This window comes from Pseudomonas syringae pv. tagetis (assembly GCF_022557255.1).
GTDB classification, from domain to species: domain Bacteria; phylum Pseudomonadota; class Gammaproteobacteria; order Pseudomonadales; family Pseudomonadaceae; genus Aquipseudomonas; species Aquipseudomonas caricapapayae.
Genome location: NZ_CP092923.1, coordinates 2,024,599 through 2,046,728 on the forward strand (window position 1 = coordinate 2,024,599; position 22,130 = coordinate 2,046,728).

20 protein-coding genes and 1 pseudogene are annotated in these 22,130 nt (G+C 59.3%); 8 read left to right on the forward strand and 13 right to left on the reverse strand.

The window, feature by feature from the left end; translation table 11 throughout:
- The first annotated feature begins 39 nt into the window (after window positions 1-39).
- On the forward strand, window positions 40-909 hold the full coding sequence (locus MME58_RS09160; RefSeq protein ID WP_055006705.1) for a TauD/TfdA dioxygenase family protein: 870 nt from the start codon (window positions 40-42) through the stop codon (window positions 907-909).
- A 41-nt stretch (window positions 910-950) separates the two neighbouring features.
- On the opposite strand, the gene MME58_RS09165 is transcribed toward MME58_RS09160, so the two are convergent.
- On the reverse strand, window positions 951-1,466 hold the full coding sequence (locus tag MME58_RS09165) for a GNAT family N-acetyltransferase (protein WP_055006704.1): 516 nt from the start codon (window positions 1,464-1,466) through the stop codon (window positions 951-953).
- A 364-nt stretch (window positions 1,467-1,830) separates the two neighbouring features.
- On the opposite strand from MME58_RS09165, the pseudogene MME58_RS27775 reads away from it, so the two are divergent.
- Together MME58_RS27775 and MME58_RS27780 are read left to right on the forward strand one after the other, a co-directional pair.
- A pseudogene (locus tag MME58_RS27775) lies at window positions 1,831-2,853 on the forward strand (methyl-accepting chemotaxis protein); the annotation flags it as partial.
- Between the two features lie 201 nt (window positions 2,854-3,054).
- Window positions 3,055-3,759 (forward strand): methyl-accepting chemotaxis protein, encoded by a 705-nt coding sequence (locus MME58_RS27780; protein WP_395514274.1) that lies wholly within the window; start codon window positions 3,055-3,057, stop codon window positions 3,757-3,759.
- A 29-nt stretch (window positions 3,760-3,788) separates the two neighbouring features.
- Here the strand turns inward: MME58_RS27780 and MME58_RS09175 are convergent, their stop codons facing one another.
- Window positions 3,789-4,721 carry a DMT family transporter gene (locus tag MME58_RS09175; RefSeq protein WP_122297193.1) on the reverse strand — a complete coding sequence of 311 codons (933 nt, stop codon included), beginning with the start codon at window positions 4,719-4,721 and terminating at the stop codon, window positions 3,789-3,791.
- Window positions 4,722-4,795: 74 nt separating this feature from the next.
- Here MME58_RS09175 and MME58_RS09180 point away from each other — a divergent pair, with 74 nt between their 5' ends.
- A complete protein-coding gene (locus MME58_RS09180; RefSeq protein WP_055006245.1) occupies window positions 4,796-5,650 on the forward strand; it encodes a LysR family transcriptional regulator in 855 nt (284 codons plus the stop codon).
- Between the two features lie 51 nt (window positions 5,651-5,701).
- Here MME58_RS09180 and MME58_RS09185 read toward each other — a convergent pair whose 3' ends face one another.
- Window positions 5,702-6,718 carry a 1-aminocyclopropane-1-carboxylate deaminase gene (locus MME58_RS09185; RefSeq protein ID WP_054988481.1) on the reverse strand — a complete coding sequence of 339 codons (1,017 nt, stop codon included), beginning with the start codon at window positions 6,716-6,718 and terminating at the stop codon, window positions 5,702-5,704.
- A gap of 186 nt (window positions 6,719-6,904) precedes the next feature.
- Here MME58_RS09185 and MME58_RS09190 point away from each other — a divergent pair, with 186 nt between their 5' ends.
- Entirely contained in the window at window positions 6,905-7,411 is a 507-nt protein-coding gene (locus MME58_RS09190; RefSeq protein WP_054988480.1) for an Lrp/AsnC family transcriptional regulator, read from the forward strand.
- A gap of 145 nt (window positions 7,412-7,556) precedes the next feature.
- Complete coding sequence (locus MME58_RS09195; protein WP_054988479.1) at window positions 7,557-8,465, forward strand: DUF808 domain-containing protein; 909 nt, start codon at window positions 7,557-7,559, stop codon at window positions 8,463-8,465.
- Between the two features lie 77 nt (window positions 8,466-8,542).
- On the opposite strand, the gene MME58_RS09200 is transcribed toward MME58_RS09195, so the two are convergent.
- The 6 genes from MME58_RS09200 to puuE form a co-directional block, all read right to left on the reverse strand.
- Window positions 8,543-9,328: an outer membrane protein OmpK gene (locus MME58_RS09200; protein ID WP_055006244.1), complete on the reverse strand. Its 786-nt coding sequence runs from the start codon at window positions 9,326-9,328 to the stop codon at window positions 8,543-8,545.
- 366 nt (window positions 9,329-9,694) lie between these two features.
- Window positions 9,695-10,969 (reverse strand): urate hydroxylase PuuD, encoded by a 1,275-nt coding sequence (locus MME58_RS09205; protein ID WP_055006243.1) that lies wholly within the window; start codon window positions 10,967-10,969, stop codon window positions 9,695-9,697.
- 5 nt (window positions 10,970-10,974) lie between these two features.
- Complete coding sequence (locus MME58_RS09210) at window positions 10,975-11,487, reverse strand: ureidoglycolate lyase (protein WP_055006242.1); 513 nt, start codon at window positions 11,485-11,487, stop codon at window positions 10,975-10,977.
- 211 nt (window positions 11,488-11,698) lie between these two features.
- On the reverse strand, window positions 11,699-12,694 hold the full coding sequence (gene alc / locus MME58_RS09215) for an allantoicase (protein ID WP_055006241.1): 996 nt from the start codon (window positions 12,692-12,694) through the stop codon (window positions 11,699-11,701).
- Window positions 12,695-12,735: 41 nt separating this feature from the next.
- The gene (uraD, locus tag MME58_RS09220) at window positions 12,736-13,251 is read right to left on the reverse strand and encodes a 2-oxo-4-hydroxy-4-carboxy-5-ureidoimidazoline decarboxylase (protein WP_055006240.1); all 516 of its coding nucleotides are present in this window, start codon (window positions 13,249-13,251) and stop codon (window positions 12,736-12,738) included.
- A complete protein-coding gene (gene puuE / locus MME58_RS09225) occupies window positions 13,248-14,177 on the reverse strand; it encodes an allantoinase PuuE (protein WP_055006239.1) in 930 nt (309 codons plus the stop codon). Before puuE ends, uraD begins: the two co-directional genes overlap by 4 nt.
- 400 nt (window positions 14,178-14,577) lie before the next feature.
- On the opposite strand from puuE, the gene uraH reads away from it, so the two are divergent.
- Together uraH and MME58_RS09235 are read left to right on the forward strand one after the other, a co-directional pair.
- Complete coding sequence (gene uraH, locus MME58_RS09230) at window positions 14,578-14,931, forward strand: hydroxyisourate hydrolase (RefSeq protein WP_054988472.1); 354 nt, start codon at window positions 14,578-14,580, stop codon at window positions 14,929-14,931.
- Between the two features lie 111 nt (window positions 14,932-15,042).
- Window positions 15,043-15,786 (forward strand): GntR family transcriptional regulator, encoded by a 744-nt coding sequence (locus MME58_RS09235; protein WP_055006237.1) that lies wholly within the window; start codon window positions 15,043-15,045, stop codon window positions 15,784-15,786.
- Between the two features lie 158 nt (window positions 15,787-15,944).
- Here the strand turns inward: MME58_RS09235 and guaD are convergent, their stop codons facing one another.
- Genes guaD through xdhA form a run of 4 tightly spaced genes read right to left on the reverse strand, consistent with a single transcriptional unit; the run spans window position 15,945 to window position 22,039 of the window.
- Window positions 15,945-17,258, reverse strand: a complete 1,314-nt coding sequence (gene guaD, locus MME58_RS09240) for a guanine deaminase (RefSeq protein ID WP_054988470.1) — start codon at window positions 17,256-17,258, stop codon at window positions 15,945-15,947.
- Window positions 17,255-18,124, reverse strand: coding sequence for a xanthine dehydrogenase accessory protein XdhC (xdhC, locus tag MME58_RS09245; RefSeq protein ID WP_055006236.1), 870 nt, complete (start codon window positions 18,122-18,124; stop codon window positions 17,255-17,257). Before xdhC ends, guaD begins: the two co-directional genes overlap by 4 nt.
- Window positions 18,121-20,592: a xanthine dehydrogenase molybdopterin binding subunit gene (gene xdhB / locus MME58_RS09250; protein ID WP_055006235.1), complete on the reverse strand. Its 2,472-nt coding sequence runs from the start codon at window positions 20,590-20,592 to the stop codon at window positions 18,121-18,123. The genes xdhC and xdhB overlap by 4 nt, the downstream gene beginning before the upstream one ends.
- Window positions 20,585-22,039 (reverse strand): xanthine dehydrogenase small subunit, encoded by a 1,455-nt coding sequence (gene xdhA, locus MME58_RS09255; protein ID WP_055006234.1) that lies wholly within the window; start codon window positions 22,037-22,039, stop codon window positions 20,585-20,587. The genes xdhB and xdhA overlap by 8 nt, the downstream gene beginning before the upstream one ends.
- Between the last annotated feature and the right edge of the window lie 91 nt (window positions 22,040-22,130).

Genomic DNA, 22,130 nt, shown 5'->3' on the forward strand with positions numbered 1-22,130 from the left:
TGGTGATCGGCCATGCCGACAATTCAAAGGTGACGGATCATGGATCAACTGGCACTCAAGGCCATCGAAGGTATCGCAGGCACACCTCGTGCGCCCTATCACAGCATCACTGTTAATCGCCTGACACCCATCATTGGTGCAGAAGTCAGCGGTGTGGACCTTTCGCAGCCGACTGGCGAGGAGCAACTGGAGGAAATCCGCCGGGCGTTCCTGGAAAATCATGTCCTGGTGTTTCGCGACCAGCATCTGACCGTCGAACAGCACAAAGCCTTTGGCCGCCTGTTCGGTCCGCTACGCACCTTGCCGGTAGACAGTATCGATGGCGATGATCCGGAACTGGTCGTGGTTCGCGCCAACGCCCAGTCGCGCTTCGCCGCCGGCGAGCTGTGGCACACCGATGGCACCGCTGACCCGGAACCGTCGATGGGCTCGATGCTGTATGTCAAAGAGACGCCCGCCATCGGAACCGGTGGCGATACGCTGTTTGCCAACATGCACCTGGCAATTGAAATGCTCTCACCGGCAATGCAACGGTTTCTCGGCGAACTGACGGCCATTCACGATGGCGAGATCCCGTGGAAAGGCTATCAGCCGCCTGCCAACCTTCCGAAAAGCGAGCACCCGGTGGTGGTGCGCCACCCTGAAACGGGACGCCGCAGCCTGTTTGTCAATTCCGGGTTCACCTCACATATTGTGCAACTGTCCGCAGGAGAGAGCCGCACGGTGCTGAACATGCTGTTCGAGCTGATCGCACGAGAGCCCTGTCTCAGTTGCCGCGTGCGCTGGGAGCCGAACACACTGGTGTTCTGGGATAACCGTTGCACCCAGCACCACGCAGTCTGGGATTACTTTCCGCACTCGCGCTATGGTGAGCGTGTGACGATTCTGGGAGGGCGGCCCAAGGCTTGAGCTGCTTGCAGCCTGACGGCGAACGCCGGGCTGGGGGCTCATCAGCTCAGGTGCAGGTGGTATATCAGGTCGTCGAACCATTGGTCGCCGATCTGATAGGCGTGCGGGACTCGGCGCTCGAAAGAGAAACCGCACTTTTCCAGAACCTTGCAGGAGGCGATGTTGCCATCGGTCACGGTCGATTCCAGTGACTCAAGCCCGATGTCGGCGGCGTAGTCGATGATTGCGCGGCGTGACTCTGTGCCGAAGCCCTTGCCTTGATGTTCCGGCAGCAGCAGACAGCCCACTTCGGCATGGCCAGGCGACAGGATGCGAAAGCCGCTGACCCCAAGCTCCACGCGGCTGTGCCTGTCGATGACCACCAGGCACAGCCAGTGATCGGACTGCGGCGTCCAGACCGGGAGGCGATGATCGAAGCCCTTGCGGATTTGCTCTTCTTCGATTTCTCCAAATACGTACTGCATGGTCTGAGGTTCGGAGTGCAGCCTCAGAAACAGCCGCCAGTCACTGTCGACCAGGGTCCGCAGGTACAGCCGTTCGGTGTTCAGTTCCAGCATCCGTTGCTCCTTGCACGATCAAAAAGGCACTGGGTTTTGTACTCGGCATGCGGCCAATGATCAATGATGCGTGTGCACTTTATCGCCACGCTCGCGGCAATCGCTGCGTGGCAAGGCTCGGTTTCGCCCTTCAGCACATCGGTGACGCGTAAATGGCATTCCGGGCAGGCTACCTTGCCAGTCATCCGAAACACGACTGTCCTGAGCAGTTAAATAAATCTTAATCATTGCTCCTTGCCCCGTAATTCAAGGGGTACACGGTCTGCTCTATCGACCCATCAGTTATTCCAATCACGCTGTCTATCAAGTTAAGCCTTTCAGCGCCGATTTACGGGCATCCCGAAAAATCAAAGGCACACACTGAATGAGCGCGAAATGGTTGGACAACTTGAAAGTCAGCAAAAAACTGGGGCTGGGCTTTGCCGCTATTTTGCTGGGCGTACTGACCGTCACCGCCATCGGTTACTCCAGTACCAACCTGTTGATCGAGCGCCTTGGCAAAAGTGGCAAGGTGTTTGAAATCAAGACGGATGTTCTGAATGCCCGGATCGCCGCACAAGCCTATGCCACAGGCCCAAGCCCTGCCGGGATACAGACCTACGCCAGTGCTCTGGATACGTTGAGCCGCAGTGTCGATGAAGGTCTGCAAGTGTTCGTGGTGTCGAGCAACCTGGCCAGGCTGCGTGACATCAAGGAACAGGTGGGCGGCCTGAAGCAGACCTTCGATCAGTTGGTCAGCATCAACCAGAAAGTTGATGACGCCTTGAAACCCTTGATCAAGGTCTCGGACGATGTCAGTGCCACGTTCGAAAACCTGCTGCAAAAGACCATCGACGACACGTTGCGGGCTCCGGATGAAACCGGCATCAAACAGGTCAAGATTGCCGGCGACTTGCGCAATGGCATGACCAACTTCCGCCTGGTGTTTCGCCGTTATCTGAGTATCCCGACCGCCGATAACCGTCAGGCCACCTACAACGCTGCCGACGCACTGATCGCCCAGGTAGCGGCTGCGCGCAGCCAGTTGCCCAATGAAGCGAACGCTGCCGTGGACACCGCACTGAACGCGCTGAAACAGTACAAAGTGCTGATGGCGTCAATTTCGGAAATGCTGCAGCAAACCGATCAGGTTCGTAGCAATCTGCAACAGCAATCCATCGGCACCGCTGCACGGGCCGACGACTTGATGGCACAGCAAGTGGTCAGCGCCAAAAAAGAACAGGGCACTGCCGTTGTTCAGTTGCTGAGTGTGGCGCTGGTGGTGCTGCTGATCGGCATCTTCGCCGCGTTCCTGATCACCCGTCAGATCACCGTGCCGTTGAACGACACCGTGATTGCAGCGCGCCGGATCGCCGACGGTGATCTGACTCACGACACCAGCACCACCCGCCAGGACGAACTCGGTCTGTTGCAGAACACCATGCAGCATATGACCGTTTCACTGCGCGGCCTGATCGGCGGCATTGGCAACGGCGTGACGCAGATCGCCACGGCGGCCGAGCAACTGTCCGCTGTCAGCGAACAGACCAGCGCGGGCGTCACTCTGCAAAAAAACGAGGTCGATCAGGTGGCGACCGCCATGAACGAAATGGCGTCTACCGTGCAGGAAGTTGCGCGCAACACCGAAGACGCTTCACTGGCCGCCAAACAGGCCAGCGAGCGTGCCGCTCACGGCAGCAGTGTGGTGCAGCATGCCACTCGCGAAATCGGCCAGTTGGCCGGTGAAGTGAAGCAACTGGGCGAAGCCATGCAGCGCCTGACCGAAGACAGCGGCAAGATCGGCAGCGTGATTGACGTGATCAAGGCCGTCGCCGAACAGACCAATCTGCTGGCGCTCAACGCCGCCATCGAGGCCGCACGGGCGGGCGAGCAGGGGCGCGGTTTTGCGGTGGTGGCTGACGAAGTACGCTCGCTGGCTCAGCGTACGCAGAACTCCACAACCGAAATCGAAGCGCTGATCCAGGCCCTGCAAAAGGGCACAGGTGCCGCATCGGGCCTGATGGATGCGAGCCTGCAACGCACCGAAGGCACTGTGGTGCTGGCTCGTCAGGCCGAGCAGGCGCTGGTTGAGATCAATCAGTCCATCGGTACGATCGAACAGATGAGCCAGCAGATTTCTGCCGCTGCCGAGCAGCAGAGCGCAGTGACCGACGAAATCAACCGCAGCGTGCTCAGCGTACGCGACATCGCTGATCAATCCGCATCTGCCTCCGAGCAAAGTGCAGCGTCGACTGTAGAACTGGTGCGTCTGGGTAGCGATTTGCAGAGCATGGTTGCGCGTTTCAGGATCTGAGCCCCGGCGTCAGGCGCCTCGTGACAGCGTCACGAGGTGACCTGGCGCTCTTCCGCCCGGACCACCATCCACACCCCGATGCCTGACACTGCCATGCCTGCCGCTATCTGCCAGGACAACGGTTCGTTGAACATTGCCCAGGCCCAGAGCATGGTCACCGGTGGGCTGAGGTACAGCACGCTGGCGACGCGGGTAGCCGTTGCGCGGCGTAGGCACACCCAGTAAAGCCCGTAGCCGCCAAGCGTCGCCAGCCCCACCGTCCATATCACGCTAAGCGCAAACCCGGTACTGGGGATCGGGGCCAGGCTGCCCTGTGTTCCCTGGATGATGGCAAACGCGATGCTCGATACAAGACATTGCAGCCACAGGTTGGGGAGCAGGTCCATGGGCCGCGCCGCCGTGGCGTGTTTTTGCCACAGCGTCGCGATGGCCAGCGACAGCATGCCCAGTAATGGCAGACCATATGCCCACAACGGCGCATCTCCCACCGCAAGTGCGCTGTACGTGACCAGTACCACACCGACCAGACCCACTCCCAGGCCCGCCCATATTTGCCAGACAAGTCGCTGGCCGAGTACCCCGGCAGCCAGAAGCGCCATGCCCATCGGCAACAAATCGGCGAACAGCGCAGCCAGCCCCGCGGGTACGCCCATTGCTATGCCTTGCGTGACACCGGCGACGTAGCCGGTCATGGCCAGCAGACCGATACCCGCATTTTTCAACAGCGTGGCAGGCGGGATCGTTTTAAATTGCCTGGCGACGAAGGGAAGCAGGATCAGGGTGACCACCACACAGCGCCAGAACACCACCAGCAGCGGCGGCGCGTGTTCAAGCGAAAAGCGCGCACCGACGAAGCCGGAACTCCAGGTCAGAATCAGCGCCGCTTCAAGCAGGGGAAGGGGGATGGCCTGATGCCAGGCAGGCCGCGAGACGTTCGGAGCAATCGACAGGTGTGGGTTCATGGACACAGGTTACGAAACCGGCGTAGTCTAATAAATCAAAATTAACTGCATGAGTTATTCATTAAAACTGAACCATGGCCGCCATTCTGGACATCGAACTGTTGCGCACCTTTCACGCGGTGGCGCGAATAGGAAAGTTTTCCGCAGCCGCCGAGCAACTTCATAAAAGCCCGGCAGCGGTGAGCGTGCATATTCAGCGCCTTGAGGCCGTGGCAGGCGGACGCTTGCTCAACCGGGACAATCAGGCAGTGTCGCTGACGGCGCTGGGCAAGCGCTTGCTGTTGTCGACGACAGAGTTGTTGTCCACGCATGACCGGGTGCTGGCGGATCTGCAAGGCACTCATCTGGCCGGACGCATCACGCTGGGCGTTCCGGATGAGTACGCTGTGCATGTCATTCGCGACATCCTGCCGGTGTTCGCGGCCGCGTGGCCCAATGTGGTGCTGGAATTGAAATCCGCACCCAGCTACGCCCTGCGCGAGCACGTTGCTCGCGGCAAGTTGCAGACAGCCGTGATCGCGCAACCCAAAGGGCAACTGAGTGCCGATACGCAATTTCTGGTATCGACCAAGCCGGTCTGGGTCGGGCCGGCAAGGGGCGTACTGGCATCCACGGACCCGTTGCCGCTGGCCATCCACGCGGCTCAATGTCCTTACCGAGAAGCCATGATGACGTCACTCAAAGCCAACGGCCGCAAGACCCGCGTAGTCCTCGAAAGCCCGTCCAATCAAGCCATCAAAGCCTGTGTGGAAGCAGGCCTGGCGATCAGCCTAATCGATCGGAGCGGGGTCACGGAAGCCATGCAGATTCTCGATGACCTGCCTGAGATACCCGAGCACGAAATCGTCTTCCTGCGCTCGCCGTCGTCACAGACCGATGAGGCGGTGAGTTTGCTGGCGCAGGCGCTGCAGAAGTATTTTCGGGTTTAGCAGAAAGTACTGCAGTCGAAGGGTGCTATCGACTGCAGGAGCACTTTTGGCTCAACCGTCCTTGAACAGAAAACTGTAGGCATTCAACGCCGGTACGCCGCCGAGGTGGGCGTAGAGCACTTTCGAGCCTTCGGGGAATTCGCCGTTGCGCACCATGTCGATCATCCCGTGCATGGATTTGCCTTCGTAGACCGGGTCGGTCAGCACGCCCTCAAGGCGCGCGCAAAGACGAATGGCTTCAAGGGTGCCATCGTTGGGCAGGCCGTATTCGGGGTAGGCGTAGCGGGTGTCGAGCACCACGTCTTCAGCGGTGATGTCGCGACCCAGTTCCACCAGTTTTGCAGTGTTCTGGGCAATGCGCAGGACCTGCTCGCGGGTTTTGTCCGGCTTGGCCGAGGCGTCGATACCGATCACCCGCTGCGCACGGCCATCGGCAGCGAAGCCGACCAGCATCCCGGCATGTGTGCTGCCCGTCACCGAGCAGACCACGATGTAGTCGAATTTGAAGCCCAGTTCTTCTTCCTGCTGACGAACTTCATCGGCAAAACGCACAAACCCCAGGCCGCCATAAGGGTGTTCCGAGCAACCTGCCGGAATCGGAAACGGTTTGCCACCGCTCTCCACGACATCGGCCATGGCCTTTTCCCAGCTTGGGCGGATGCCGATGTCAAAACCTGCCGAGTCCAGGCGTACGTCGGCGCCCATGATGCGCGACATCTCGATATTGCCGACCCGGTCATACAGGGCGTCCGAGTAGTTGACCCAGTTTTCCTGAACCAGCACGCATTTCATGCCCAGATGCGCCGCCACAGCCGCCACCTGACGCGTCTGATTGGACTGGATGCCGCCGATCGACACCAGTGTGTCATAGCCGCCTTCGAGGGCTTCCGGTACCAGGTATTCCAGTTTGCGAGTCTTGTTACCGCCAAATGCCAGGCCGCTGTTGCAATCTTCGCGTTTGGCATACAACTCGACCTTGCCGCCCAGATGCTCGCTCAAGCGTTTCAGGGGAGTAATGGGCGAGGGGCCGAAGGTCAGAGGGTAGCGCTTGAACTTGCTCAGGTTCATATCGGGTCTCCGTTGATAAGTTGATCCGGGCGTTGAAGGTGGGTCTCGATGTCTTTATCGCGCTGCCCGGCATGGCTCCCATCATAGGAAATAGGCGCATTATCGTGGTTGCAAATAATTGTCTATCTACAAAACAAACGTTAGTCTGAACTGAATCAAATAAACTTTTAGTGTGTGAATTTTATTATGAAAGCAATAAATGAACGCGCTAGAAAGTCCGGAATCGACGTGGCTCCGCTGCTGGACAGGATTGACCGGGCCATTCTCAAGGCCCTGCAGCGCGACGCGTCCATTTCCAATGTGGCACTTGCCGAAAAGGTCAAACTGAGTCCGCCTGCATGCTTGCGGCGTGTCGAGCGGCTGAAAGAGGCGGGTGTGATCAAGGGCGTGGTAGCGCTGCTCAATGGCGATGTCCTGGATGCAGGCATGGTGGTGCTGATCGGTGTCGTACTGGATCGCTCGACGCCGGACTCATTCGCGCAATTCGAAGCCGCCGCGCAGAAGGTTTCCGGCTGCATGGAGTTTCATGTCGTCACCGGCGAGTTCGACTACTTCATGTTGTTGCGCACCAAGGACAGTCAGAGCTTCAACCGCCTGCACGCCGAACAGTTGCTGTACTTGCCCGGTGTCAGACAGATTCGGTCGTTCATGGGGTTGCGCCAAGTGGTGTCGACCACTCAGTTGCACATCTGAAGAGTTCGGCGTGGCCTGTCTGGTGCTTGCAGCGTCAAACGTTCACGCCTGATGAAGGTCAGAGTTGTTTGCTGCCACACGGTTGGCCCTGGCGCGTGGTTCACCAAGCGCCGTTTGCTTTTTTACTTGCTCAAGGATTTTCATTTTGGCTGCTGGAAGCTTGCTTACCCTGCTTGACGATATTGCGACCCTGCTCGACGACGTGGCGCTGGCCACCAAGAAAACTGCGGGTGTGCTGGGTGATGATCTGGCGCTCAATGCCCAACAGGTCACCGGTGTTTCAGCGGATCGTGAATTGCCGGTTGTCTGGGCCGTGGCCAAAGGGTCGCTGCTCAACAAGGCCATTCTGGTTCCTGCAGCGTTGCTGATCAGCGCTTTCGCACCTTGGGCGATTCTGCCTTTGCTGATGATTGGCGGTGCGTTCCTGTGTTTCGAAGGCTTCGAGAAAATCGCCCATAAATGGCTGCATCCAGACACCGGCGAAGAGCACGACCAGCGCAAGCAGGCGACCACGGATGCATCCGTGGACATGGTCGCGTTCGAAAAAGAGCGCATCAAGGGCGCGATTCGTACGGACTTCATTCTTTCGGCGGAAATTATCGTTCTGGCGCTGGGCGTGGTGTCGGCCAGACCATTCATGGATCAGGTCGGCGTGCTGGTTATCGTCGCGGTACTGATTACCGTGGGTGTCTATGGCCTTGTGGCGGGTATCGTCAAGCTGGACGATCTGGGCCTGTACCTGAAAAAGACGGCAAGTTCTGCGGCACAGAAGATCGGTGACGCCTTGCTGTGGCTGGCACCGGTCTTGATGAAAGTGCTGTCGATCGTCGGTACTGCAGCCATGTTCATGGTCGGCGGCGGGATTCTGGTCCACGGTTTGCCATTCGCTCATCATTGGGTCGAAGGCGTTACTGAAGCGGCGGCGGGTGCCGTGGGGGGGCTGTCGATGATTGTTCCGACCCTGATCGATGCGGTCGCGGGAATCATTGCCGGAGCGGTGCTGGTGCTGGTGGTGACGTTGATTGGCAAGGTCTGGAAAACCGCCAGTAAGTGAGTGAGGGGGCGTCGCGCAGAGGCTTCAGAAATGCATTCCCGCGCTGAGCGCGGGAACGAGAGTCACAACCGGATCGCTTAGAAGAACACCTTCACCAGCAAGCTCGCGGTGTTCTGGTCGGTTTCGAAGGCGCTGCTGTCCTTGATGCCGTATTTGTTGGTCCAGTAATCGTATTCGATACCGACGTACAGCTGACGCTCCGGGTAGTTCAGCGCCTTGCCCAGGTCATATTTGATCTGCGGGTTGAAGTGCAGGTTGGAGTGGTAAGTGCCACGCGATGTCTTGTCGTTGTCCACCACCCAGTCCATGAACCCGTCGATCAGCACATCGGATTTACCCGCAGGAATGGTGTAGGACCAGACCGGGGTGATCTGCCAGACGCCATCGCCCGGACGGTTGCCTTCGGTCTGACGCTGGTAGAAGTTGAGCTGGAAGTAATCGAAACCCGGAATCTTCAAATCGAACGCCGGGCCGATCAGGTACGACTCGTTATCGCCTTCGCCGAACTCGTAAGTTGCAGCGATCAGCACATCGGTGATCGGACCGAACTCGAACTTCTGGCCAGTTATCTTGCCCAGCGACAGGCGGGGCGAGAATTCCCCGTAATAGGTATTGTCACCGGCGGTCGCATCTTTCTTGCCGTTGTAGAAGATCTTGTCGACGAAGAAGAAGTTGTCGCCGTACTTCCAGCTGTCAGCATGTTCAAAGGTGAACGTCTGCTGGTTTTCCGGATTGACCGCAAAGTCCCGCCCGTTGAGGTAGGTCAGGCTGTTGCTCTGCCACTGGAAAATATCCCCGGCCATGGCTGGCGCGGCGGCCAGCAGACTGCTGGCCAGTAATACGCTGGAAAACGTACGGTTCATTCGGTAAGCCCCTTGAGATAGATCGTGATTTTTCAGACCGGCGTTCTCTGAGTGACGCCTTGTCTGTGGTTGCAGTAATTTGTCTGTCTGGTCAGCTTTGTGTTGTTAGCAAGAGCTGCGCCAATCCATGAAAAAAGTTCAAGTAATCTTCAAACCGGTACTAACGTGTCGGTTTCAAGTCATTTTTCCGGGTCGAGAGAGTCCTGACTGCTCAGTCAGCTAGTTGGCTGTTCGGTCAGATTCAACGTACGGGGGAATGGTGGTCCGGTTTTGCAGCGGCGGCGGAGGATACTGACTCGCGCTGCCGGGCTCAAGTGCTCCAGCGCAGGGCGTCTGGAGCGAAAGTGGGGCGCGGCGCTGCCTTTATCAGTTGATAGGTGCGCCCTGATCGATCCATGCTCCGACCCGTTCGCGCTCCTGCTGGGTCATCTGGGTGATATTGCCCAGCGGCATGATCGGCGAGGTGACGGCCTGCGCCTTGATGCGCTGGGCCTGTTGCTGGATTTGTTCCGGCGTATCGAACATCACCCCGGCAGGCGCAACGCTGAACAGCTGGCTGGTCGGCGTGGCCGAGTGGCACACCGTGCAGCGATGCTGGATCACTTCGTACACTTTGGTGAAATCCGCACCGCTGTCGGCAGGCTTTGCCTCGACCGGTGCAACTGCGGGTGCCAAGGGCTTTTCATCGGCCCGATGGCCACCGACTGCCGTGCCGGGCAGCGGTTGATAAACGATTTTTGCCGGTGGTTGCGCAGGGCCGGTGACATACGCCAGGCAGAGCATGCCCAGCGCGGCGACCGGCAGGGTCCAGGCGAATCGATGGCTGTCATGCCGTGTATTGAAATAGTGGCGCACCAACACCGCCAGGAGGGCGATGCCCGCCAGAATCAGCCAGTTGTATTCACTGCCGTAAGTGCTCGGAAAGTGGTTGCTGATCATGATGAACAGCACAGGCAGGGTGAAGTAGTTGTTGTGCCGCGAACGCAGCAGGCCCTTTGCGGGCAGACTCGGGTCCGGCGTGCGGTTCTCGGCGATGGCGGCGACCAGCGCTCGCTGGGCTGGCATGATGATGCGGAAGACGTTGCCGACCATGATGGTGCCCATGATCGCGCCCACGTGCAGGTACGCACCACGACCGCTGAACACCTTGCTGAACCCGTAAGCCGCCGCGACCAGCAACAGGAAAAGAATCAGGCCCAGCAGTGCAGGGCGCTTACCCAGCGGCGAGTCGCACAGGAAGCTGTAGATGAACCAGCCGACAAACAGCGAACCCAGGCCGATGTGCACACCTTCTGCACCGCTCAGGCTGCTGCCCGGTGCCAGCAGGTACAGCGTCGGGTTGGCGTAGAACACCACACACAACAGCGCGACGCCCGACAGCCAGGTGGAATAGGCTTCCCATTTGAACCAGTGCAGGTTCTCCGGCATGGTCGGTGGCGCGAGCTTGTACTTCTCCAGGTGGTAAATACCGCCACCGTGGATGGCCCACAAGTCCCCCGACAACCCGTCACGCGGATTGCTGCGGTTGAGGTTGTTCTCCAGCCAGACGAAGTAGAACGATGCGCCGATCCAGGCGACGCCCACGATCATGTGAATCCAGCGCACGCCCAGATTCAGCCATTCCATCATATGTGCCAGCACGGTTTTTACCCTTCCAGTGGGTGGGGGTCGAGAACCAGTAACTGGCTCTCGGCAAAGTAATGCTCGTCGCAGTTGTTGCCTTCGCCACTGCGGTCAACCACCAGAAAGTCATCCTGCTTTTCTATCGTCAGCACCGGGTGGTGCCAGACGCCGCGGTGGTAATTGATACCCTGCCTGCCGTTGGAGACAAAGGCCCGGGTCAGCGCTGATTCGGGCGCATCGCCAACGGGCGCGACCACGATCAGAAAAGGGTTACCGAGCAGCGGAATGAATGCCTGGCTGCCCAGCGGGTGCCGTTCCAGCATGCCAATGGTCAACGGCATCTGCAGCGCCTCGGCGCGGAAGATGCTGATGATCGCCTTGTCGTCCGGCTGCGCGGTCTGCACGTCAGCCAGACGATGAAAGCGCATGGTCGAGCCGTTATTGATCATGAAGTGATCGCTGCCGTCGGTTTCGATCACATCACCGAATGGCGCAAAGGCTTCCTTGGTCAGTGGCTCGATTATCAGTGTGCGCATGCGGGTTCTTCTTCAATGGTTTTGAGGGTGGGTCGTTTGCACATTCGTATTGATGACTATCGCGCCAACGCTCCGCGTTGACATGCACTTCGTCACGCTCTGCGTCACAACTCTGCGCCGCGCCACACACTCAGGACTGGACGCAGAGCGTCCGGAAATGCATTCCCACGCGGAGCGTGGGAACGATAGCCTGTTGCCTTGCGGCGCGTTGTTATCTGGCCACCTTGCCCAGCACTCGCAGGCGGCTCACGCCACCGTCCGGGAAAACGTTCAGGCGGATATGGGTGATCGGGCCGATGGCGTTGATCTGCTCGACGAACTCGTGTTCGGCATGCATGGTCAGCTTCTGGCTGGGCAGCAACTCGCGCCAGAACAGGCTCTGGGTTTCGATCTGACTGTCGGTGCCGCCCTTGACGAAAGCGCCCTGAATCGAACAGCTGTCCGGGTAGTTGCCCTTGAAGTGCAGCGTATCGACGATGACTTTCTCGACCTCGCCCTTGTGACCCAGCGCCACGATCACCCAGTCGTTGCCCGGTGTACGACGGCGGGCTGTCTCCCAGCCGTCGCCCATATTCACGCCCCGGCCAGGATTGAGGATGTTGCTCATGCTGCCGTAGTGTTCGTCCGAGCAGGCAACCGATCGGCCGCCGTTGAGTGCCGCGACCAGGTCGATCTGCTCGTCTTCGCTGACTTTCGACCAGTCGCGATGCGGCACGCCATAGACCCGCAGACGCGCGACACCACCGTCGGGGTAGATGTTGAAGCGCAGATGGCTGAACGCCTGATCGTGATGGATCTCGTGGTAATGATGGCTGTTGCCCTGCAATTCCACGGACGGCAGAACCTCAGTCCAGGCGGTGTTTTCATCCGGCTCGCCGGAAGCCAGGAAGCACGCTTCCAGCGACGCGGACGGCGGGAAGTTACCGGTGAAGAACGAGGTGTCGATGTCCACACCCTTGATCGTTCCCGCCACACCGAGGCGAATCACTGCGCTGTCGTACCCTTCGAAACGCTTGCGGCGCGACTCCCAGCCGTCCATCCACTTGCCGTTGTCGTCGAACACGCCTTCTTTCCAGACCGCCGGGGTCGGCTGGAACAGCCGGTTGGCGTCGGCGAACCAGTCATCGGTGACCGAAAGGATTTTGGTGCCCAGGCGTGCATCGGCCAGGTTCACGAACTTCTCGAACGGTGCGGCGTAAACTTTCATGCTTCTTGTCTGCCTTCTGAACAGGTGGATAACGGCGACGCTCAAAGCGCCTGTAGACGAAACAGTGCGATTTTGTTGATCTCGGCCAAGGCGCAAGCGAACTCGGCCTCGGGCGAGTGATGGATGCGTTGCTCGAACGCCGCCAGAATTTTATGTCTGTCGCTGCCCTTGACCGCCATGATGAACGGAAAGCCGAAACGCGCCTTGTAAGCCTCGTTCAACTCGGTGAAACGCTGAAACTCTTCAGGCGTGCAGTGGTGGATACCGGCGCCGGCCTGTTCATCGGTACTGGCCTGAGTCAGCTCGCCCTGAACGGCGGCCTTGCCGGCCAGATCCGGGTGAGCGTTGATCAGCGCCAGTTGTTGTGCGTGGGTGGCCCCGAGCAGAATTCTGCTCATGCGGGCGTGCAGAGCTTCGACCTGATCCAGTTCATGGCTTGTGCCCTGATCGAATACCTGTTGCGCGACCCACGGCGAATGCTCATAGACGTCGGCAAAGGCTGCGATGAATGCATCCCTGTCCAGGCTCGAGGGCGTCAGCTTCTGAAACGTGCTCATTGTGCCGCCTTGCCGGTAAACGGATGTTCAGTGTGCCAGTGGCGGGCGATATCGACACGTCGAGTGAACCACACCTGCTCATGGCCTTTGGCGTACTCAATGAAACGCTTGAGTGCGGCAAGGCGGGCAGGGCGCCCGATCAGGCGGCAATGCAGGCCGATGGAAAGCATCTTGGGTGCGTCTTCGCCCTCGGCGTACAGCACGTCGAAAGCGTCTTTGAGGTATTGAAAGAATTGTTCGCCGTTGTTGAAGCCCTGCACCTGGGTGAAGCGCATGTCGTTGGTGTCCAGCGTATAAGGGATGACCAGATGCGGCTTGCCGGTCGGGTTGTTCGGCTCCCAGTACGGCAGGTCGTCGTCATAGGTGTCGCAATCGTAAAGAAAACCGCCTTCCTCCATCACCAGACGCCGGGTGTTGGGGCCGGTACGACCGGTGTACCAGCCCAGCGGCCGTTCGCCGCTAATCTCGGTGAGGATCTGGATCGCCTGGCGCATGTGCTCACGCTCCTGGGCTTCGTCCATGTTCTGGTAGTCGATCCAGCGATAGCCGTGGCTGCAGATCTCGTGACCTTCGGCAACCATGGCGCGGATCACATCCGGATGACGCTGGGCGGCCATGGCCACGGCGAAGACAGTCAGAGGAATATCGAACTGCCTGAACAGCTTGAGAATGCGCCATACACCGGCACGGCTGCCGTACTCGTACAGCGACTCCATGCTCATGTTGCGCTGGCCCTGCAGTGGCTGCGCAGCCACCATCTCGGACAGAAACGCCTCTGATTCCTTGTCGCCATGCAAGATATTGCGCTCGCCACCTTCCTCGTAGTTCAGCACGAAGGACAGGGCAATGCGCGCGTCGCCCGGCCAGCGTGGACGAGGCGGGTTGTTGCCATAACCGATCAGGTCGCGTGGATAGTCAGCGCTCACTGCAAGCTTCCTTTTGTGCGTAATGTGCAATAGACAGGTGCGGTGCAGATGGCGGAGCCGGCACTGCAAAGCGCAGATTGTATACAATTTTATTTTCAGCTTGTAACCCTGGCTGGTAACCCTGTAGGTTTCCTCGCTGAAGTGCATTGGTACACGCAAAGCAAGCAAGAAACCTGCCTGAGTAGTCAGATAATCAGAAAAAATCTGATATTTTTCCTCTGCTTCCCTTCGTTTCAGTCAATTGAATGCCCGAAGAGCCGCGTAGGGATCGACTGTCGCTCAGCGAAGACTTTATTGTGTACAGGTTTTTTCAAAAGTGTCTTAATCGGTTGCAGTCGCACGGCACAGAGCACTCCATTGGTGCACTGTTTCAAGATCGCTGAGGGTGAGGAGTGAAGTTTTGGGGAAATTGACCACACACGTACTGGATTCCGCCCACGGTTGCCCAGGCAGTGCCATCCGCATTGAGTTGTATCGTGTCGAAGATCAGCAACTGCTGCACCTTGTCAGCGCGGTCACCAACAGCGACGGACGCTGCGATGCGCCTTTATTGCAAGGTGACACGTATCGCTCCGGCGTCTATCAACTGCACTTCAAGGCCGGCGATTACTACCGCGCACGCGGCGTGGTCCTGAACGAGCCAGCTTTTCTGGATGAGGTGGTGCTGCGCTTTGGCATTGATGCAGGTCAGGAGCACTTTCACGTGCCGCTGTTAATCTCGCCGTACAGCTACTCGACGTACCGGGGCAGCTGAATACCTCTTGCCCGCCCCACACTGCGGGCTTTTTTTTGCGCGCGTTTGCGGTTTTGCCCTGTGTACAATGCGTCCGTCCCGACGCCGTAACCCACCTGCGCACGAGTGCCCATGAACGACCAGTCCCTGCCTCTCAAGAAACAGCCGCGCAGCGCCAGCCGCAGCGTTACTCAGGACGATATCGTTTACGAGCATGTTTTCGATGCCATTCTGGAGCAGCGGCTGGCACCTGGTACCAAATTGAGCGAGGAGGCGCTGGGCGAGATTTTTGGTGTCAGCCGCACCATCATTCGTCGCGCCTTGTCGCGGCTCGGGCATGAGGGTGTCGTATTGTTGCGCCCCAACCGGGGGGCCGTGGTCGCCAGCCCCAGCGTTGAAGAGGCGCGTCAGGTGTTTTTTGCCCGGCGCATGGTCGAGAAGGCAATCACTGAACTGGCGGTCGAGCACGCCACTGACGAGCAACTGGCCGACCTGCGTCAACTGGTCAGCGACGAGCGCGACAGCTTTGCCCGTGGTGACCGTGGCGCAGGTATCCGCCTGTCCGGAGAGTTTCATCTGCAACTGGCCGTAGCCGCCAGAAATGCGCCGCTGATCAGCTTCCAGCGCAGCCTGGTGTCGCAGACGTCATTGATCATCGCCCAGTATGAATCCGGCAACCGCACGCATTGTTCCTACGACGAACACGCCCGCTTGATCGACGCCATCGAGTCGCGTAATACAGCGCTGGCCGTCGACCTGATGATGCATCACATGGACCGCATCGACAGCAAACTCAACCTCGACGAAGACAGTGCCTCGGATGATTTGCAGGCAGTGTTTTCACATGTCATGAGCAGGAAAAAGCCCGGGCGTTGAGGCTGCACGGATAGTTCGACTCTCGTGACTCCCTATCGTGCGACGCCCCCCATTGTCATGCCGTTCCGAACGTTCCGCGTCCTCTTGCGACACAGAGCGTCGCGAGCTGCATCCCCAGGCTGGAACGTGAGGGTCGAGAGCTGTGCAGAAGACCAGGTTCAACCACGCTCATGCACAAGCCGTCCACCGGACCAGGTTTGTTTTACGGTCCGGTCATCGCCGATCGTCATCAGCACAAACAGGATTTCTTCGATGCCCTTGGCCTGCTTCAATCGGTACGACAGCAGCGGGGTGGCGTTGTAGTCCAGCACTAGAAAGTCAGCCTCGTTGCCAGGCTTGAGGCTGCCGACCTTGTCTTCCAGCCGCAGTGCCCGTGCACCCCCCAATGTCGCCAGATACAGTGACTTGAACGGGCTGAGCCGCGCCCCCTGCATTTGCATGACCTTGTAGGCTTCGTTCAAGGTTTGCAGGATCGAAAAACTGGTGCCGCCGCCTACGTCGGTGCCCAGGCCGACATTGATCTGGTGCTTTTCGGCCATCGGCAGGTTGAACAGGCCGCTGCCCAGAAACAGGTTGGACGTCGGGCAGAAGGCAATCGCCGAGCCGGTCTGCGCCAGTCGCGCACATTGCTCGTCGCACAGGTGCACGCCATGGGCGAATACCGAGCGCTCGCCGAGCAGGTTGAAGTGATCGTAGACGTCCAGGTAGTGCTCGCGCTCCGGGAACAACCCCTTGACCCACTCGATCTCCTGAAGGTTTTCGCTAAGGTGGGTCTGCATGTACAGGCCAGGGTATTCGGTGAGCAGTTGCCCGGCGAGGCGCAGCTGTGCCGGGCTGCTGGTCGGTGCAAAACGTGGCGTTACGGCGTAACTCAAGCGGCCCTTGCCATGCCAGCGCTCGATCAGCGCCTTGCTGTCGGCATAGCCGGACTCCGGCGTGTCGACCAGATAATCCGGCGCGTTGCGGTCCATCAGCACCTTGCCGGCGATCATGCGCAGATCAAGCGCCTGCGCCGCACTGAAAAAAGCTTCGACCGACTCTTTATGCACACTGCCGAAGACCAGTGCTGTGGTCGTACCGTTGCGCAACAGCTCCTTGATGAAGATGTCCGCCACTTGCGCCGAATGCTCAGGGTCGGCGAACTGGCTTTCGCAGGGGAAGGTGTAAGTGTTGAGCCAGTCCAGCAGCTGTTCGCCGTAGGCACCGATCATGCCGGTCTGCGGCAAGTGGATATGGGTGTCAATGAAGCCTGGGGTGATCAGGGCGCCTGGATACTCGATCAGCTCGACGTCGTTGTCGAGGCTGCCGAGCAGATCGGCAGCAGGGCCCACCGAAATGATTTTGCCGCCCTCGATCAGCAGCAGGCCGTCGGCAAAGTACTCATAAGAAGCATCGACCTCCTGCTCGGCGGGGTCGGCGATGCTATGAACGATGGCGGCGCGGTAGGCTGTACGGCGGGAAACTGAACTCATGGGACTCTCGTTGGGACTGACTGCGGCCATTGCGACTGGCTGCGGCGCGATGCGGGCAGCAGTCTGGCGATAGGTTCGGCATTGGCACTGTGCTGGCCAAAACTGACATTGTAAGTGGCGATTATTTCGGCTGCGATGGACACTGCGATTTCGATAGGCAGCTTGCCTTTGACTTCTGCCAGCCCCATCGGGCAGCGCATGCGTTGCAGCAGGCTGGCGTCGAAACCGCGTTCCAGCAAGCGGTGTTCGAACTTGACGCGTTTGGTTTTCGAGCCGATCAGCCCGAAATAGCCGAAGTCGCCACGCTTGAGGATGGCGGCGGTCAGTTCCAGATCAAGTTGATGGTTGTGGGTCATGACGATGCAATAAGTGCCGACGGACAGTTGCGCGACTTCGTCGACCGGCTCGTCAGTGACGACTTTCAACACGCCCTCGGGCATCGACTCTGGGAATTCATTGTCACGGCCGTCGATCCAGCGCACCCGGCAGGGCAGGCTGGCCAGCAGCGGCACCAGCGCACGACCGACATGACCGGCACCGAACACCGCGATCTGTGCGACAGGCTCGCCCATCGGTTCGAACAGCAGCACATTCACGCCGCCGCAGCACTGGCCCAGACTCGCGCCCAGGTTGAAGCGCTCCAGCCGCGTCTGCCGGGAGCCGCTGGCAAGCATCTCGCGGGCGATTTCCATTGCTTTGTATTCCAGATGGCCGCCGCCGATGGTGTCATGGATGCGTTCGGCACAGACCACCATCTTTGAGCCGGCGTTGCGCGGCGTCGAGCCCAGTTCCTCGATAATGGTCACCAGGATGCCGGGTTCTCCACGGGCCTGTAGCTCGGCCAGGGCGCTGATCCAGTTGTTCATTTCTGCTCCCTGTCGGCATCGTTGCCAACGGACGCCTTCGCGAGCAAGCCCGCTCCCACAGTGGGAAGTGCAACTACAACCGGCTCGGCGCGCGCGCTTGATGCGCAACGCGCAGCGCTGTTCCGACGCATCTGCTCACAACCCCACAACACTTTTTCCGGTGTCGCCGGGGCGTCGATATCGGGCTGATGACGGTAGTCACCCAGGCTCGCCACGGCATCCTTGATGGCGCACCACGCGGCGATGCCGAGCATGAACGGCGGCTCGCCCACAGCCTTGGAGTGGAACACGGTGTCTTCCGGGTTCTTGCGGTTTTCCACCAGCTTGATGCGCATATCGAGCGGCATGTCTGCCACCGCCGGGATCTTGTAGGACGCCGGACCACTGGTCATCAGTTTGCCCTTGTCGTTCCATACCAGTTCCTCGGTGGTCAACCAGCCTGCGCCCTGAATGTAGCCGCCTTCGACCTGACCGATGTCGATGGCCGGGTTCAGCGAGGCACCGACATCGTGCAGGATGTCAGTACGCAACATTTTGTATTCGCCTGTCAGGGTATCGACGATGACCTCGACGCAGGCCGCGCCAAACGCGTAGTAATAGAACGGTCGGCCACGCGCCTGATTGCGGTCGTAGAAGATCTTCGGCGTCTTGTAATAACCCGTGCTGGACAGTGACACCTGCCCCACCCACGCCAGTTGTGCCAACTCGGCGAAAGGCAGAAACCTGTCGCCGATCCGCACGTGACCGTTACGGAACTCGACGTCTGTTTGCGCCACCTGATAGTGCCGGGCGGCAAACTCCACCAGCCGCTGCTTGAGGATTTCGGCGGCATTCTGGGCGGCCTTGCCGTTCAGGTCGGTGCCGCTGGAGGCCGCCGTGGGCGAGGTGTTCGGCACCTTGTCGGTGTTGGTGGCAGTGATCTGGATACGGTCGATGTCCACCTGAAACACTTCGGCCACGACCTGCGCGACTTTGGTGTTCAAACCCTGGCCCATCTCGGTGCCGCCGTGGTTCAAGTGGATGCTGCCGTCGGTGTAGATGTGGATCAGCGCCCCTGCCTGATTGAGGAAGCTGGCGGTAAAGGATATGCCGAATTTGACCGGCGTGAGTGCCAGGCCCTTTTTCAGAATCGGGCTGCTCGCGTTGAACGCACGGATGGCTTCGCGGCGTTCGGCATACTGGCTGCTCTGCTCCAGGTCGGCGGTCATCTCTTCCAGCAGGTTGTGTTCGACTGTCTGGTAATAGTGCGTGACGTTACGCTCGGTCTTGCCGTAATAGTTGGCTTTGCGCACTGCCAGCGGGTCTTTGCCGAGGAAGCGAGCGATGCAGTCCATGACCTCTTCGATGGCGACCATGCCTTGCGGGCCGCCAAAGCCCCGGTAGGCCGTGTTGGAAGCCGTGTGTGTCTTGCAGCGATGGCCGTTGACGGTGGCTTCGCCCAGATAATAGGCGTTGTCAGCGTGGAACATGGCGCGGTCGACGATGGACGCCGAGAGGTCCGGCGAATAGCCACAGTTGCCGGCCAGATCCAGCTGTATGCCCTGCAAGCGACCGTCGTCGTCGAAGCCCACGTCGTACTCGATGTAGAACGGGTGGCGTTTGCCGGTCATCTGCATGTCTTCGAAGCGTTGCAGGCGCATCTTGGTGGGCTGGCCGGTGAGTCGGGCAATAACGGCACACAGGCATGCCGGGCTGGCCGCCTGGGTCTCCTTGCCGCCAAAACCGCCGCCCATGCGGCGCATGTCGACCACGATCCGGTTCATCGGCACGCCCAGTACCTCGGCCACCAGCTTCTGGATTTCCGTGGGGTTCTGGGTCGAGCAATAGACGATCATGCCGCCGTCTTCGGTCGGCATCACCGAGGATATCTGCGTTTCCAGATAAAAATGTTCCTGGCCGCCGATGTGCAGATTGCCCTGCAAGCGGTGGGTAGCACTTTGCAGAGCCGCCGCTGAATCACCACGCTTGTGCGTGTGGCTGTCGAGCACGAAGTGTTTCTGCCGCATCGCCTGAACCACATCCAGCACCGGCTCCAGGTCTTCGTATTCGATGATCGCTGCCATTGCCGCCTGTCGTGCGACATCCAGATCACGCGCGGCCACGGCGAGCACCGGCTGACCGACGAATTCAACCGTGTCGATGGCCAGCAGCGGGTCGCCGGGCAGCAGCGGACCGATGTCTTTCAGTCCTGGAATATCCTCATGGGTAATCGCAATGCGTACGCCGTCGAAAGCATGGCAGGGTGTGGTGTCAATGCTGATGATTCGCGCGTGGGCACGGTCGGACAGACGTGCGTACACATGCAACTGATTGGGAAACTCCAGGCGGTCATCGATATACACCGCCTCGCCGGATACGTGCTTGTCAGCGCTGTCGTGCTTGACGCTGCGGCCAACGCCAGTGCTCAGACCTTGCTGAAACACGGCAAGCATTTCGGCCTGGGTCATGGATGGGGAATGTTCAGACATAGTCAGTCACCCGCGTTGCAACGGCAGGCGTCTGCAGTTCGATGAAATACTTGCGCAGCAGGTTCTGTGCGCTCAACAGGCGGTACTCCTTGCTGGCACGGAAGTCCGACAGCGGTGTGAAATCTTCGCTCAAAGCGGTGCAAGCCTGCTCCACGGTTGCGTGGCTCCATGACTGCCCGATCAAGGCCTTTTCGCAGGCCGTTGCGCGCTTGGGAATCGCCGCCATGCCACCGAACGCTATGCGCGCCTCGCGGATCACGCCGTCTTCCATTCTCAGGCGAAAAGCCGCACAAACCGCCGAGATATCGTCATCCAGCCGTTTGGAGATTTTATAGGCCCGAAAGGCCTGCCGAGGGTCGGCAGTGGGTACGATGATCTTTTCGATGAACTCGCTTTCCTGACGGGCCGTGACTTTGTAATCGATGAAATAGTCTTCCAGCGCCAGGGTGCGCTGGCGGTTGCCCTTGCGCAGCACGATCTGCGCACCAAGGGCGATCAGCAGAGGCGGGGAGTCGCCGATGGGGGAAGCGTTGCCGATATTGCCCCCCAGCGTGCCCTGGTTGCGGATCTGCAGCGAGGCGAAGCGCTGCAATAACTCGCCGAAGTCCGGGTATTCGGCGTTTAGCGCTGCGTAGCAATCGGTCAACGGGGTTGCCGCACCGATCTCCAGACGGTCGTCGAAACGGGCCACGCCCTTCATCTCGTCGATGTGGCCGACGTAAATCATAACGGACAGCGGCTTGTGAAACTGGGTGACTTCCAGCGCCAGATCGGTGCCGCCGGCCAGCAAGCGGGCCTGCGGATACCTGCCATACAGGTCCGCCAGATCAACCACCGTCAGCGGAATGAAACAGCTTTTTTCACCGTCACTCAGCTCGCCTGGTGTGTGTGGAGCAATTGCCCGCAGCCGCTCGACGGTCTGAGCCTGACGCAGATCGAACTGATCGGGCAGGCGCTGACGGCAAGACTGCTCGGCAGCAGCCAGAATAGGGCGGTAACCGGTGCAGCGGCACAGATTGCCCGCAAGGGCTTCATGGGTTTGATGCGCGTCGGCGTCGCTGCTGTTCTTTTGCAGGGCAAACAGCGACATGACAAAGCCGGGCGTACAGAAGCCACATTGCGAGCCGTGACACTCGACCATCGCCTTTTGCACACTGTGCAACTGGCCCTGATGCTTGAGGTCCTCGACGCTGATCAATTGCTTGCCGTGCAGGGAAGCCATGAAGGTCAGGCAGGAATTGAGGCTGCGATAACGCAGCGTCTGCTTCCCGGTAGCGTCATTGTGCAACTCGCCGACGACGACGGTGCAGGCACCACAGTCACCGCTGGCGCAACCTTCCTTGGTACCGGGCTTGTGTGCCTGCTCACGCAGGTAGGTCAGCACGGTCATATTCGGATTCAGGCTGCGCTCGGTTTTTAGCTCTTGGTTCAAAAGGAACTGAATCACGGCGCAAATCCCTCACATTTATTGTCATCAGACATGTCGATGAATCTATCAGCTCTGCTTATTGGGTCAATTTTTTTCTGACTTGAGAGTC